The sequence below is a fragment of the Zoogloea sp. GW822-FHT05C07 genome (assembly GCF_058800215.1).
This window is the reverse complement of record NZ_CM179510.1, coordinates 4900585-4914165: the sequence shown is the minus strand read 5'-3', so window position 1 is coordinate 4914165 and position 13581 is coordinate 4900585. Positions and strand designations below refer to the sequence as shown.

The window sequence follows — 13581 nt, the reverse complement described above, 5'->3', positions numbered from 1 at the left end:
GATGGATATCGACCGCCTGATCGCCTTCTACCAGACGCTGACGCCGGAGAGCATTGGGCGCTTTGCAGAGTTCTACAGTACCGGGGCCTGTTTCAAGGACCCGTTCAACGAGGTGCGTGGCATTGAGGCCATCCAGCGCATCTTCACGCACATGTTCCGGCAGGTGGACGAGCCACGCTTCATCGTCACGGAACATATGCGCGACGCACACGGCGCCATGCTGGTCTGGGAGTTTTCCTACCGCACACGCCGGTGGGGCCGGGGTGAGGCGCAGATCATTCGTGGTGTGTCGCATCTAAGGTTCGGTCGCGACGACAAAATCGACTATCACCGGGACTACTGGGATGCGGCCGAAGAGTTGTACATGAAGCTGCCAATGATCGGCAGCTTCATGCGCTGGCTCAAGAGGGCGCTGGCGGCCGGGTAAGGCTGGAGCGAAGTCAACTGCTGCGCGGCAGTACCGTCAGCACCCGCACGATGAAGGCGTGGAATTCCTTCATATAGTTGCTCAGGAACTGCTCCGTCGACGGGTCCGTCACCTGCCCGTCCTCGGTGATGAGGCCCGGCTTGAACTGGAGGTAGGCCTCGACGGTGTTCATCAGCGGCGCGTTGCAGAAACACAGCACGCCGCGCAGGCTCTGCTGCGCCACCGCCGTACCGATGGCGCCGGGCGAGGTGCCGATCACTGCCGCCGGCTTGCGGGCGAAGGAGTTGTTGCCCCATGGGCGGCTTGCCCAGTCGATGGCGTTCTTCAGGCCACCGGGAATCGAGCGGTTGAATTCCGGCGTCACGAAGAGAATGGCGTCCGAATCGGTGATGGCTTTCTTGAAACCGCAGGCGACCGGCGGAAAATCCGCGTCGTAATCCTGGCTGTACAGCGGCAGCTCACGGATCGGGATCTCGGTCAGTTCCAGTTCCGGCGGCGCCAGACGCACCAGCGCCTTGGCCAGCAGCCGGTTGATCGAGGTGCTCGACAGGCTGCCGACAAAATAGCCGACCTTGTACGTACTCATGGGGATCTCCTTGCAGCGTAGAACAGGTTGGTGTTCTGCCTGCTGCCGATAGGGCCGGGCGCGGGCGGGGGTGGCCGGCAGCGGCGATACGCCTTGTTGTCCGGCCATAAATCACCATAGGCGCCGCCCGTCGAACTGACAATGCGGAGCGCGGGAAATCGCCGTCCCATCGGCCGTTCCCGCGCCCTTGCTGCGCTCAAGCCAGCTCGAATCGATCCAGGTTCATCACCTTGTTCCAGGCTGCCACGAAGTCGCGCACGAACTTGCCCTGCGCGTCGCTCTGCGCATACACCTCGGCCAGCGCACGCAGCTGCGAGTTGGAACCGAAAACCAGGTCGACCCGCGTGCCAGTCCATTTGACTTCCCCGGTCTTGCGGTCGCGGCCTTCGAAGGTGTCGGCGGCTTCAGATGTCGGCTGCCACTCGGTACCCATGTCCACCAGGTTGACGAAGAAGTCGTTGGTCAGCTGCCCTGCCCGCGCAGTGAACACACCGTGCTTCGACCCGCCCACGTTGGCACCCAGCACGCGCAAGCCACCGACCAGCACGGTCATTTCCGGCGCGCTGAGCTTCAGCAACTGGGCCTTGTCCACCAGCAGGGTTTCCGCCGGCACGCGGAAGGCCTGCTTCTGGTAATTGCGGAAGCCGTCGGCCCGCGGCTCCAGCACCGCGAAGGACTCTGCGTCGGTCTGTTCCGCCAGCGCGTCGCCGCGGCCCGGCGTGAATGGCACTTCGATGGAATGTCCGGCGGCCTTGGCGGCGCTCTCGACGGCCGCACAACCACCCAGCACGATCAGGTCGGCGAGGGACACTTTCTTGCCGCCCTGCGCGTTGAAGCCCTGCTGAATCTCCTCCAGCGTCGCCAGCACCTTGGCGAGCTTCGCCGGTTCGTTGGCCTCCCAATCCTTCTGCGGGGCCAGGCGGATGCGGGCGCCGTTGGCTCCACCGCGCTTGTCGGAACCGCGGAAGGTGGACGCGGAGGCCCAGGCGGTGGACACTAGCTCGGCGACGGACAAGCCAGAGGCAAGCACCTTCGCCTTCAGGCCGGCGATATCGGCCGCATCGATCAGCGGGTGATCGGTGGCGGGGATCGGGTCCTGCCAGATCAGGTCTTCGGCCGGCACTTCCGGGCCGAGATAACGCACCTTCGGCCCCATGTCCCGGTGCGTGAGCTTGAACCAGGCACGCGCAAAGGCCTCGGCAAAGGCCTGCGGGTCCTTGTGGTAGCGGCGGGCAATCGGCTCGTAGACCGGGTCGAAGCGCAGGGACAGGTCGGCGGTGGTCATCATCGGCCGGTGCTTGATCGACGGGTCGTGGGCATCCGGGATCAGATCCTCGTCCTTGACGTCCTTGGCCAGCCATTGCGAGGCACCCGCCGGGCTCTTGACGAGTTCCCACTCGTAGCCGAACAGCGTGTCGAAATAGCCGTTGTCCCAGGTGGTGGGGTTGGGCTTCCAGGCGCCTTCGATGCCGCTGGTGGTACTGTGGATGCCCTTGCCGGAGCCGAAGTCGTTCTTCCAGCCCAGGCCCATCTGCTGCAGCGGCGCGCCTTCCGGCTCGGGCCCGACCAGTTTGGGGTCGCCAGCGCCGTGGGCCTTGCCGAAGGTGTGGCCGCCGGCCACCAGCGCAACGGTTTCCTCGTCGTCCATGGCCATACGGGCGAAGGTCTCGCGCACGTCGCGGCCGGAGCCAACCGGGTCAGGGTTGCCGTTGGGGCCTTCCGGGTTCACATAGATGAGGCCCATCTGGACAGCGGCCAACGGGTTGGCGAGATCGCGCTCGCCGCTGTAGCGCTTGTCGCCCAGCCATTCGGTCTCCGGCCCCCAGTAGATGTCTTCTTCGGGCTGCCAGACGTCCACCCGACCGCCGCCGAAACCGAAGGTCTTGAAGCCCATGGATTCCAGCGCCACGTTGCCGGCCAGGATGATCAGGTCGGCCCACGACAGCGCGTTGCCGTATTTCTGCTTGATCGGCCACAGCAGGCGGCGGGCCTTGTCCAGGTTGCCGTTGTCCGGCCAGCTATTGACCGGCGCGAAGCGCTGGTTGCCGGTGCCGCCGCCGCCTCGCCCATCGGCGGTACGGTAGGTGCCGGCGCTGTGCCAGGCCATGCGGATGAACAGGCCGCCGTAGTGGCCCCAGTCCGCCGGCCACCAGTCCTGCGAGTCGGTCATCAGGGCAGTCAGATCCTGCTTGACCGCTTTAAGGTCGAGTTTGCCGAAGGCTTCGGCGTAGTTGAACCCCGGGTCCATCGGGTTCGAGGCCGGGGCGTGCTGGTGCAGGATTCCCAGGTTGAGTTGCTTTGGCCACCAGTCCCGGTTGGAGCGCACGCCGGCGGTCGCCGGAGCGCCGTGCGTGCCGGAAAACGGGCACTTTTGTTGTTCGCTCATGGTCGTCTCCTCCTCGTCGAAACACTCAAAGGACTTGCGGAACGACAAACAAGTTCCGCCTGATGGACAGCTTAGCAGCGGCCCATGGAGATACCATTTGCTTTGCCTTATTCCGGCGATATGCGGCGCCTATCCTCGCCGTGACGGCCGTGAATGCGTGATCCGGCGGGCCTCAGCAGTACACCGCACCGGTTTCGGGCTGGGTGTCCCCGCCCTCCGTATCGACGTACATGCGCTGGATCTCGTCGATGCTCGTCAGGCAGGCCAGGAAGCTGCGCACCACCTCGGGATCGAAGTGGGTGCCGCTGCTGGCCACGATGTGGCCGATGGCCTCGTCGGTGGACCATGCCGGCTTGTAAGGCCGCTTCGAGATCAGCGCGTCGTACACGTCGCAGATCGCCGCGATGCGCCCTTCGAGGGGAATCTCGTTGCCGCGCAGGCCGATCGGATAACCCGAGCCGTCCCACTTCTCGTGGTGCGTGAGGGCAATCCGCCGCGCCATGCCGATCACCTCGGCGGGGTGTTCCGGGATGATGTCGCCGCCGATCTCCGGGTGCTGGCGCATCACGTCCATTTCGTCGGTGGTCAGCCGGCCCGGCTTCAGCAGGATGCTGTCGGGCACGCCGATCTTGCCCACGTCGTGCAGCGGGCTCGCCACGCGCAGCATCTCGGCCCAGCGGGCATCCTTGCCGTACGCTAGCGCGACGGCCTCGCACATACGGCCCATGCGCACGATGTGCTCGCCCGTCTCGTTGTCCCGGTATTCCCCGGCACGCGCCAGGCTCATGTTCAGCTGGTGGGCCATCTCCTCGACGTGGGACAGCATGGTGTCGTAATAGACATAGGTGGCAAGCCCCATGTCCATGAACACCACATTGGTCACCGCGTTCATGTAGCGCAGGCGCGTCTCAGCGCTATCGGGAATGGCCATCTGGACGATGCGGGTCAGCTCGTTCAGGACGATCGCGTAGGCACCCATGTAGAGCCGGAGATCGACGCCCAGCTGATGGTGGGCCCGCCCGATCCGCCGCGCGGCCTCCAGGTAGTTGTCGTCGAAATTTCCAGCGAAAACGTGCTTCAGCCAATGTTCCTTCTGGCTCCGGCGCGCACGCGCCAGCGTTTCATCGCTGCCAAAGGCCTGCGCCGATACCGCACTGGCCCGCAGTCGCGCATACAGCACGTCCAGGATCTGGTCGATATGGGCCTCGATGAGCGGGAGAAACTCCCTTAGCGTCTCCGACACCTTTTCATCAATAGAAAGGAATTCGCACCACTGATCCAACTTCATTTGCATCGATCAAACCCAGGCAGACGCGTCTATTAAAAAAGCGAAATAATGAAAAAAATGCATTATTTCGCCAGCTGCCGATTTTAATCTCCGCCGGAACAGCGGTCGGTTGATAAAAATCAAACGGTGCAGGCCCCTAATCCACTATCAAGCCCCATCCCGTTAAATATTTCTCGCTGCACCCTGCTCCCCCGCAAATTGCATCAAATCGCCCGATCCTTACCAGACAACGATCTCAGGCCTTCGGTTATGACAAAAGATACACAGCGGCAGCACCACGGTATGCGGGACGATCCCACTCTTCGTGAGTACATACTCTCAATGGTCATGAACGCGGCCTCACAAAAAGTAAATCAGCGAGCACCGAAATGCACGATCCATGGTTCGCCCGGACGGGTCTCCGTGCTAACCTCGCACCGGCTGGCGCAAGCGCATGCTCGCGCCCCGACCCAAAACCACATCAAAGCTTGAGACCGGGAAGTATCATGGGTGAAAAGGTTCGTATTGCGATCGTCGATGACAATTCTCCGCAGCGTTTCATTCTGAGCAAGCTGCTGGGTAATGACTACACGGTCGAGACCTTCGAAAACGGCGATGCCTTTCTTTCAAGTACCGAAGCGTTCGCCGTCGTCCTGCTCGATATCGGCATGCCCGGCCTTGACGGCTACGACACATGCAGGGCGTTGCGCAAGCGGCCCGACGGCGACGCAACGACCGTCGTCTTCGTGTCTGCCCACGACTCCGCAGACGACAGGATTGCCGCCTATGAGGCGGGCGGCGACGATTACATACTGAAGCCGGTTGCTGCCCATGAGTTGCGCCACAAGCTGCGCAGCATCGCCGACCACCGAAAGACACTCAACGCCCTCGCCCGCCAATCGAGCACCGCCCAGGTTCTCGTTCAGAAAGCCTTCAGCAGGGTCGGTGATCTGAGCGCGGTGGTGGACGCCTTGCGCAGGCTCACAACCCTGAGCAGCCATGAAGCCATTGCAGAACTGTTCGTCGGCATTCTGACGGCGTGGGATCTGAACGGCGCGGTACGGGTGAATGGCCACGACGGTCCGCTGGATCGCACGACCGATGGCCCGCTGTCACCGCTGGCCGCCTCCGTGCTTGCCACCCGGCGGGATTCGGAACACCTCTTCGAATTTGGCAGCCGAGCGCTCGTCACCTACCCGAACATTGCCATCCTGATCCACAACCTGCCGACCGACGAGCCCGACCGGCGGGCGAGCCTGCGCGAGCATCTGTCGACGCTGACCGAATGTGCCGACCGACGTATTCGCGACATCGAGGCCCTGAACGATCAGCCCATCCAGGCGAACACTAGCAGCCCCCAGTTGGTCGAGCTGGGCCGGGCATTTGTGCAGATCGCCGAGCAAAGCCGCGATAACCTGTCCCACGCCCAGCACCTGCTTGTCGAGCCGATGGAGAATCTTGAGCGGGCGCTGGACAGCATGAGCCTGACGGACATCCAGCGCGCCTATCTGGACGACTTGTTCCGGGGTGCCCAGGACGATTTTCATCGTTATTTCGATCGGGCCACCGACATCGACCTGGAGTTCCGGGAAGTCGTGGGGCGCCTGCTCAAGCAGGCCGCCAGCGGGCGCTGACCGGCACCGCGTATAGCAGCCGGCCCGGCGGAAGAAAAACGGCGGGGGCGTGACGCCCCATTCCGAACCGCCGACGCCAATAGAAATGCCCCTTCCCGCGCTCCACGCGGGGAAAACCCTTCCTTCACTCCGGGTATATCCGTTGATCGCCAGGCCTTGCAGGGCAAGCGGCGCTGGCATGCGCATTCTTGTCAGGGCATATTTCTGATTGTGTCCCACTGCACTGCCGTCCCGCATTTTTCGGGAATACCATTAGCAGAAAAAACCATTGTTTTTCCTCGAATGAATCCAGGAGCCTGATATTAGTTCCATTTATTTCATTTCGAATAACCCCAATAGCGATAATGGAATAGACAGGCGCTATCTTCTCATCCAGTTCCTGTCAATTTTCCTACCGGTGGCGCTGATCGTCATCGGGGGCGCCTGGCTATTGGGACGCTCTTCGGAGCAGGCCGCGATCACGCCGATCCTTGCCCACGAACAGGAGCATGTGTCGGCGGCTCGTCATCGCCTCGAGGAAGACCTCGCATTGCCCCTGGACCATATCCGCAGCCTTGTGACGGAAGCCTCGATCCGCAACGCATACCTGTCCCCCTCGGAGGATACGCTTGCGGCAATGCAGCAGGCTTTCATCACGCTGCTGTCACGCAATCCGGGCTACAACAGCATTCGCTGGATCGACCAGGACGGTCAGGAGCGGGTTCGTGTCGACTGGAACGGCATCGACGGAAAGCCCCTGCCACGTGCGCGGCTCCAAAACAAGCGCAATCGCTATTTCTTCAAGGACATCATGGGAATGCAGGGCAACCTGGCCTACATTTCCCCCCTCGACCTGTTGATGGAAGACTCCCGTATCGTCGAGCCCTACACACCGACCCTCCGGGTCGGACAACGGGTGTTCGACGAACATGGCAAGCCACGCGGCTTCCTGCTGATCAATCTCGCCGCACGCAAGAACATCGAAGCTTTCATCAGGACCGCGGCCCCGCTCGCTTCCCGCTTGCAACTACTCAATGGGGACGGGTATTGGCTGCGCAGCACCAACCCTGCGGAGGAATGGGGCTTCATGCTGAAGCAGCCCAACACGTTCGGCACCCGCCACCCCGAGGCGTGGCAGGCCATCAAGGCCGCAGACAAAGGGCAGCAATCGATCGGGGGAGATGTATGGACATGGTCCACGATTGCGCTCTCCGAGAGCTACAAGGGCCGCGTAGAGACCCGCAATACCTGGACTGTGCTCAGCCGTCTGCCGAGCGAAAGCCTCGCCCAAGTGCGCTGGAGAGTCTGGTCGCAAATATCGATCGGCACCCTGCTGCTGCTGGTCCTGTTTGCAATTGGCTGTCGCAAACTGGTCATCTCGAACGCCCAGCGCAACGCATTCCACAGCGCCGAGCAGATCGCCCGCGAGGAAGCCCGGGCCACCCAGCTGCTCTACCAGGCACAGCAGAACTTCCAGACCGTGTTCGAAGCCAACTCCAACGGGCTGGCGGTGGTGGATGCAAACGGCAGGATCGTCATGGCCAACCGGGAGTTGGGCCGGATATTCGGCTACACCCACGAGGAATTGATCGGACAGCCCCTCAATATTCTGCTGCCGGACGAGAGCCGCAACGCACACACATACTTTCTCGCCGCCTACTTTCACGAGCCATTCAGCCGCAAGATGGGCAAGGGCAAAGCTCTGTGCGGCAAGCACAAGAATGCCAGCCTGTTTCCCATCGAAGTCGGCCTGAGTCACTTTCGGGACAACAACCAGGATTTCGCGCTGGCCAACGTGGCTGACTTCACCGAACGCAACCGCGCGGAGGAGCTCGAGAAATTTCGCAGCGGCGCACTACAACTCATTGTCGAGGGTTCGCCGCTGGAGCAGATTTTCAACGCCATCGTACAAGGCATCGAGAAAATCGACCCCACGGCGCTGTGCAGCATCCTGCTGATCAGTCCAGAAGGTGGCCAGTTGCTGCACTCCGCCGCGTCCAATTTGCCCGCGTTCTACATGGAGGCCATTGACGGACTGCCCATCGCCAAAGGAGAAGGCTCCTGCGGTACCGCTGCCCATTCCGGCGAACGGGTAATCGTCGAGAACATTCAGGTCCACCCCTACTGGATGAAGTATCGGGATATCGCGGCACAGGCCGGGCTCGCTTCCTGTTGGTCCGAGCCCATCAGGGATTCGAGCCAGCAGGTGCTGGGCACCTTTGCCATCTATCACCGCGCCCCGTCCACACCCACCCCCAACGACATCCAGCTGATCGGCCACGTGTCGACGCTGGTCTCCCTGGCCATCGAACGCAAGTACGCAGAACTCACGCTGGCCAACTACCGGGACCATCTGGAGAACCTGGTCGAGGAACGCTCGCGCACCATCAAGGAGCTCAATCTTCAGCTCGAAAAGCGGGTCGAGGAAGCCGAGGATGCAAACCGGGCGAAAAGCACCTTCCTCGCCAACATGTCCCATGAGATACGTACCCCGCTGAACGTGATCATCGGCTTCTCCCAGCTGCTCAAGAAGCCCATGGCGGGAACCGTTCACGCAACCCGGCTCGACGAGATCGTCTCCGCGGGGCGCCACCTGCTGGCGATCATCAACGACATCCTGGACCTCTCCAAGATCGACGCCGAACAGATACACCTGCAGAGCCTGCCTTTCCGCGTCCCGACAGTCATCGACCACGTCTACAGCATGCTCACCATGCAGGCGGAGGAAAAGGGCCTCAAGCTGTGCCGTGAAGTGGACGATCGACTGAACGACGCGGTCGTCATCGGCGACCCCATGCGGCTCGGCCAGATCCTCATCAACTTCATCAACAATGCCATCAAGTTCAGCGACCGCGGGAATATCGTCATTCGTGCCCACTTGGACGCATTTCGGGATGGCGTGGGTGAAGTGAGCTTCGAGGTGGAAGACAGGGGCATCGGCATTTCCGATGAACAGCAGACACGCCTGTTCCAGGCCTTCAGCCAGGCAGACGCCTCCACGTCGCGCAAGTACGGCGGAACGGGGCTGGGGCTGGTCATCTCGCGCAAGCTCGCCATGCTGATGGGCGGCGGAGCTGGTGTGCGCAGCCAGCCCGGGGTGGGCAGTACATTCTGGTTCACCATCCGGCTGTCCCTCGGAGCCCCGGACATGTTGCTCAAGACCTCCGGACCGGAGGCCGACGACGCGCCGATACGCACCGACGCCCGAATCCTTCTCGTGGAAGACAACGAACTCAATCAGGACGTGGCCCAGGAAATCCTCGCCGAGTTCGGACTTACCGCAGACATTGCGAATAATGGCGCGGAAGCCGTGGAGAGGGTCCGGCTCAAGACCTACGATCTCATCCTGATGGACATGCAGATGCCGGTCATGGACGGTCTGGAAGCCACCCGGCGCATCCGGGCACTACCGGGACTCCAGGCCGTGCCCATCATCGCCATGACCGCCAACGCCTTTGAAGAGGACAAGAAGCGCTGCGAAGAGGCCGGGATGAGCGATTTCATCTCAAAGCCGGTCGAGCCGCTCATCCTGCACAGGACCCTGCTCCGCTGGCTTGGAAGCGACGCCGCGGTGCCCATCGCCACGCACGCCGCCCTTCCCGCGGCGTCGCCCCCTGCCCTCGACGTCCCCACGGCAACGGCGCCCGACGAACGGGAGCCGGATCACGAGCTCCCCGTCATCGCTTTCGAGCGCGGGATCTCCATCTGGAGAAGCAAGGAGAAGCACTTGAGCTTCCTGCAGAAGTTTGCCGCCCAGTTCGGCAACTTCACCACACAACTGGAGGCGGCGAATCCGGCAGAACAAGCCGCATTGGTCCACAAGCTCAGGGGGGCCGCTGCCAATGTCGGGCTGGAATGGCTGGCCGACACCGCCCGGACGCTCGAACTGCAGCTCAAGCCGGAAGTAGACTGCAGTTCAGCCCTCGAGCACTTCAAGCACGCGCTGAACGTCACACTCGATCGAATCGCCGCCACGTCGCAGTCCAACGCACCGGCGGCTGTCCCCGATACACCACCTATCAAACGGTAATACAAGGATTACTCACCCATGGAGCGCCTGATAAGGTTCATCGAAGAACACTCGGATAGCCGTTGCAAACCACATCCGATAGCAAGATTTGCCGCAGCCCTTGCGCAGATCCTGGATGCGCGGGGAAACGTCAAGGAAGCCCAACCATGAGCGACGATCTGTTCGATACTGACGGCACGCCCCGGGCGCGGGTCATGATCGTCGACGACGACGAGATTTCCGCCGGCCTGCTCGAGAGCCTACTCGAAGACGAATTCGAGACCTGCACCCTCGCGTCCGGCGAAGCCTGCCTCGACCACGTAATCCGCTTCAGTCCCGACGTCGTGCTGCTGGACATCCAGATGAGCGGGATCGACGGCTACGAGACCTGCCGCCGTCTGCATGCACTGGAGGAGTGGTCGTCGCCCACCGAACAGCCGGTCGTCATCTTCTTCTCCGGTCACGACACACTGGAAGAACGGCTCAAGGCCTATGAATCGGGCGGCGACGACTTCATCGCCAAGCCGCCGGCTCCCGAAGAGGTGCTGAGCAAGGTCCGTGCGCTGGTCACGCTGGTGGCCGAACGGAAACGCGTGCAGTCCGAAAAGGACTCGATGCAGAAGATGGCCATGTCCTTTCTCACCAATCTGGGTGAAAGCGGCGTGGCGCTGCAGTTCCTGCGCAGCGGCCTGGCCTGCACCGACATGGCTGAACTGGCGCGGCTGACGATCTCCGCGCTGCGGGACTACGACCTGGACGCCCATGTGCAACTCGGCGCCCCCGGCCGCGCCCGGACTTTCGTCCCCTCGGGAAGCTCGACGCCACTCGAGGAGTCGGTGTTCGAGCAGGTCCGCAAGATGGAGCGTATCTTCCAGTTCAGCCGCAAGATCGTCATCAACTATCCCAACGTCTCCATCCTCATCAACAACTTCCCGATCGAGGACGAAGAACGCTGCGGACGCCTGCGCGATCACCTGGCGATCATCGCCGAGGGCTGCGAGGCGAGCATGCTGGCGCTGCTGCGCGACACGGAGATCCGGACCCGGACAGCCCTGCTGCAGGACACCGCCGCTGGCGTTGAGCACGCCATCGTCACGCTACGCGAGCAGTACCGGACGCTGCAGGCGGAAACCCGCCTGAGCTTGCATGATCTGAACCAGTTCTTCGCCAAGGAGCTGATGTACCTCGGCCTGTCGGACGTTCAGGAAGAGCAGATGCTGACGATACTTTCCAAGGGGATCGATCAGACGATGACGGCCTTCGACAGAGGGCTGGATTTCGACTCCCAGCTGGGCGGCCTGCTGGCCAACATCCGCGGGGACAAGGGCCTGGCCACCTGAGACTGCCGGACGGCGCCCTCCCGAACACCCGATCGGCAGTGATCCATATATGGACTGCGCCAGCGCCCGCGGGTGGGCGCTGGCGCAGTCCAACCGCGGGTTCAGCCGCGCTCAGAACCGGTAGGGACTTTGTTGCACAAACGCCTAGTCCCAACGGGTAGGCTCTGGGCATGAGTAAAGGACAGCGCCCGCGGGGCAAGTACAAGACGACAAACTGGGCGGACTACAACGCAGCACTCAAGGCCCGAGGTTCGCTGACGGTGTGGCTGGACACGGACATGCAGCAGTACGCCCCGGCCACCGGCAAGCGTGGCCGCCAACCGACTTTCTCCGATGCGGCCATCCAGTTCAGCCGTTGCCCAGCGCAATGCACGGGCCATCATCCCGCCACGCAAGAACGCCAATGCCTGGAAAAGCACGCAGTCTGGGGCTGGGGGAATCACGCTTGCAAGCGCATTCGTGCAACAAGGTCGATTGCGCGCCTCCGCGGAAATCCGGCGGAGGCGCAAGCCTGGCTTAGAACACGTGGTTCACACCGACCATGTAGCCGCTCGGGTCGTAACCCGGCTTGGCCACCGTGCCGACCAGGTTGCCGCCGTCAGTGAGGCTGTAGGTGCCGTTGGTCTTGTTAAGGACCTTACCCCACGTGCCGTACAGCGTGGTCGAATCCTGCAGCTTGTAGGCGTAGCCCAGGCCCAGCAGGTTGGCATCGCGGTTCTTGATCGACTTGTCGTCGAGCTGGCTGTAGCTCACCAGCGCCTTGCCGCGCCACAGCGGGATGCCGGCACTGACGCTCCAGCCCTCAGCCTTGGACAAGGTGGCGGTCACGTTCTCGTAGTTGCCGCCGCTGATGCGGCCAGCCACATAGTTGCCGTACAACGTGGCGAAGCCCAGGTTGTAGCTGCCGCCCACCTGCCAGCCACGGCGCTTGGCGAGACCGGTTTCCTGCGGGCCCGTCGCCGGGGCGACATAGCTGGCGTTGTCCACGTTCCACGCCGTCACCGTGGCGTTGAGCGGGCCGGCGCTGTAGTACAGCGCCAGATCACCGCCGCGACCGGCCTTGTCGGTGGTCACGGTCGTCGAACCGGCCGCCACCGGCGTCACCATGTTCACGTTGTTCTCGCTGCCGCTGCTCAGGGTCAGTTGGCCGGAGAAGCCGGCGACCTTCGGCGAGGCGTAGACGAGGGCATTGTTGAGGCGCGTCGGCATGCCGCCGATCACCGGCAGCAGGCCGGCGGAGGAACCGAAGAAACCGGCGCCCATCGCCGCCGACATCACCGACGAGGTATAGGAGCCGGCGTACTGACGGCCAGCCGTCAGCGTACCGAAGCGGGTCTGCAACCCCGCGTAGATCTGCCGCGAAAAGATCTGGCTGCCGTTGCTGGTCTGCCCGCCGCTGGACACCGCGGTGTTGTTGATGCCCGGCGTGATCGCGCCGGTGCCGACGGAGCCGGTATCGAACAACAAACCGGCTTCCATCAGGTACACCGCCTTGATATCGTCGCCGAGTTCCTTTTCACCCTTGAAGCCGATCCGCGACGAGGACATGCCGCCGGAGCCGATGGTGGACTTCTGGCCGAAGCCGCTATTGACGGTAGACGCGCTGACATCGGCGACGCCGTAGATCGTCAGCGTGCCGGACGGGCCGGTCGGCACACCCATCTGCAGGCCGGCGCCACGAGCCGGGCCGCCGGTCTGGATCTCGGTCTTCTTCTGTTCTTCCTGGTTCTTCATCAGCTGCTGGATCAGCTGGCGCTGTTCGGCCAGCTCGCGCTTGAGCGTGTCGATCTCGCTCTCGGCAAAGGCCGGCGCGGCGGCGCTGCCGAAGGCGGCCAGCAAGAGCAGGCTCAGCGGGCGACGGAGGGTGGCGGGCTTGTTGTTCTGCATGGTCAGTCTCTTCCTTGGTCCGGTGATTAGCCGGGATGGGTTGGCCCCTCTGTGGGGGCTGTATGT

At 62.8% G+C, this 13581-nt stretch carries 8 protein-coding genes and 1 pseudogene; 5 read left to right on the top strand and 4 right to left on the bottom strand.

Translation table 11 applies throughout. The features are described 5' to 3' along the window. Position 1 precedes the first annotated feature (1 nt). Positions 2–427, top strand: coding sequence for a nuclear transport factor 2 family protein (locus tag AC3QL2_RS22610; protein WP_493232566.1), 426 nt, complete (start codon positions 2–4; stop codon positions 425–427). Between the two features lie 13 nt (positions 428–440). Here the strand turns inward: AC3QL2_RS22610 and AC3QL2_RS22605 are convergent, their stop codons facing one another. From AC3QL2_RS22605 to AC3QL2_RS22595, 3 genes are all read right to left on the bottom strand, one after another. Continuing rightward, the gene (locus AC3QL2_RS22605) at positions 441–1013 is read right to left on the bottom strand and encodes an NADPH-dependent FMN reductase (RefSeq protein WP_493232565.1); all 573 of its coding nucleotides are present in this window, start codon (positions 1011–1013) and stop codon (positions 441–443) included. Between the two features lie 196 nt (positions 1014–1209). Then, on the bottom strand, positions 1210–3399 hold the full coding sequence (katG, locus tag AC3QL2_RS22600) for a catalase/peroxidase HPI (protein ID WP_493232564.1): 2190 nt from the start codon (positions 3397–3399) through the stop codon (positions 1210–1212). A gap of 172 nt (positions 3400–3571) precedes the next feature. Then, positions 3572–4687 (bottom strand): HD domain-containing phosphohydrolase, encoded by a 1116-nt coding sequence (locus tag AC3QL2_RS22595; RefSeq protein ID WP_493232563.1) that lies wholly within the window; start codon positions 4685–4687, stop codon positions 3572–3574. 485 nt (positions 4688–5172) lie between these two features. Here AC3QL2_RS22595 and AC3QL2_RS22590 point away from each other — a divergent pair, with 485 nt between their 5' ends. From AC3QL2_RS22590 to AC3QL2_RS22575, 4 genes and pseudogenes are all read left to right on the top strand, one after another. Continuing rightward, a complete protein-coding gene (locus AC3QL2_RS22590) occupies positions 5173–6300 on the top strand; it encodes a response regulator (protein ID WP_493232562.1) in 1128 nt (375 codons plus the stop codon). A gap of 397 nt (positions 6301–6697) precedes the next feature. After that, positions 6698–10309 carry an ATP-binding protein gene (locus tag AC3QL2_RS22585; protein ID WP_493232561.1) on the top strand — a complete coding sequence of 1204 codons (3612 nt, stop codon included), beginning with the start codon at positions 6698–6700 and terminating at the stop codon, positions 10307–10309. A 146-nt stretch (positions 10310–10455) separates the two neighbouring features. Continuing rightward, complete coding sequence (locus tag AC3QL2_RS22580; RefSeq protein WP_493232560.1) at positions 10456–11628, top strand: response regulator; 1173 nt, start codon at positions 10456–10458, stop codon at positions 11626–11628. A 170-nt stretch (positions 11629–11798) separates the two neighbouring features. Next, positions 11799–11978, top strand: a pseudogene (locus AC3QL2_RS22575) (transposase); the annotation flags it as partial. Positions 11979–12144: 166 nt separating this feature from the next. On the opposite strand, the gene AC3QL2_RS22570 reads toward AC3QL2_RS22575, so the two are convergent. Next, positions 12145–13515, bottom strand: a complete 1371-nt coding sequence (locus tag AC3QL2_RS22570) for a porin (RefSeq protein ID WP_493232559.1) — start codon at positions 13513–13515, stop codon at positions 12145–12147. Between the last annotated feature and the right edge of the window lie 66 nt (positions 13516–13581).

Excerpts from the sequence above, each read along its gene's own strand:
- AC3QL2_RS22610 (WP_493232566.1), top strand. The coding sequence starts at position 2 with ATGGATATCGACCGCCTGATCGCCTTCTACCAGACGCTGACGCCGGAG.
- AC3QL2_RS22605 (WP_493232565.1), bottom strand. The coding sequence starts at position 1,013 with ATGAGTACGTACAAGGTCGGCTATTTTGTCGGCAGCCTGTCGAGCACC.
- katG (WP_493232564.1), bottom strand. The coding sequence starts at position 3,399 with ATGAGCGAACAACAAAAGTGCCCGTTTTCCGGCACGCACGGCGCTCCG.
- AC3QL2_RS22595 (WP_493232563.1), bottom strand. The coding sequence starts at position 4,687 with ATGAAGTTGGATCAGTGGTGCGAATTCCTTTCTATTGATGAAAAGGTG.
- AC3QL2_RS22590 (WP_493232562.1), top strand. The coding sequence starts at position 5,173 with ATGGGTGAAAAGGTTCGTATTGCGATCGTCGATGACAATTCTCCGCAG.
- AC3QL2_RS22580 (WP_493232560.1), top strand. The coding sequence starts at position 10,456 with ATGAGCGACGATCTGTTCGATACTGACGGCACGCCCCGGGCGCGGGTC.
- AC3QL2_RS22570 (WP_493232559.1), bottom strand. The coding sequence starts at position 13,515 with ATGCAGAACAACAAGCCCGCCACCCTCCGTCGCCCGCTGAGCCTGCTC.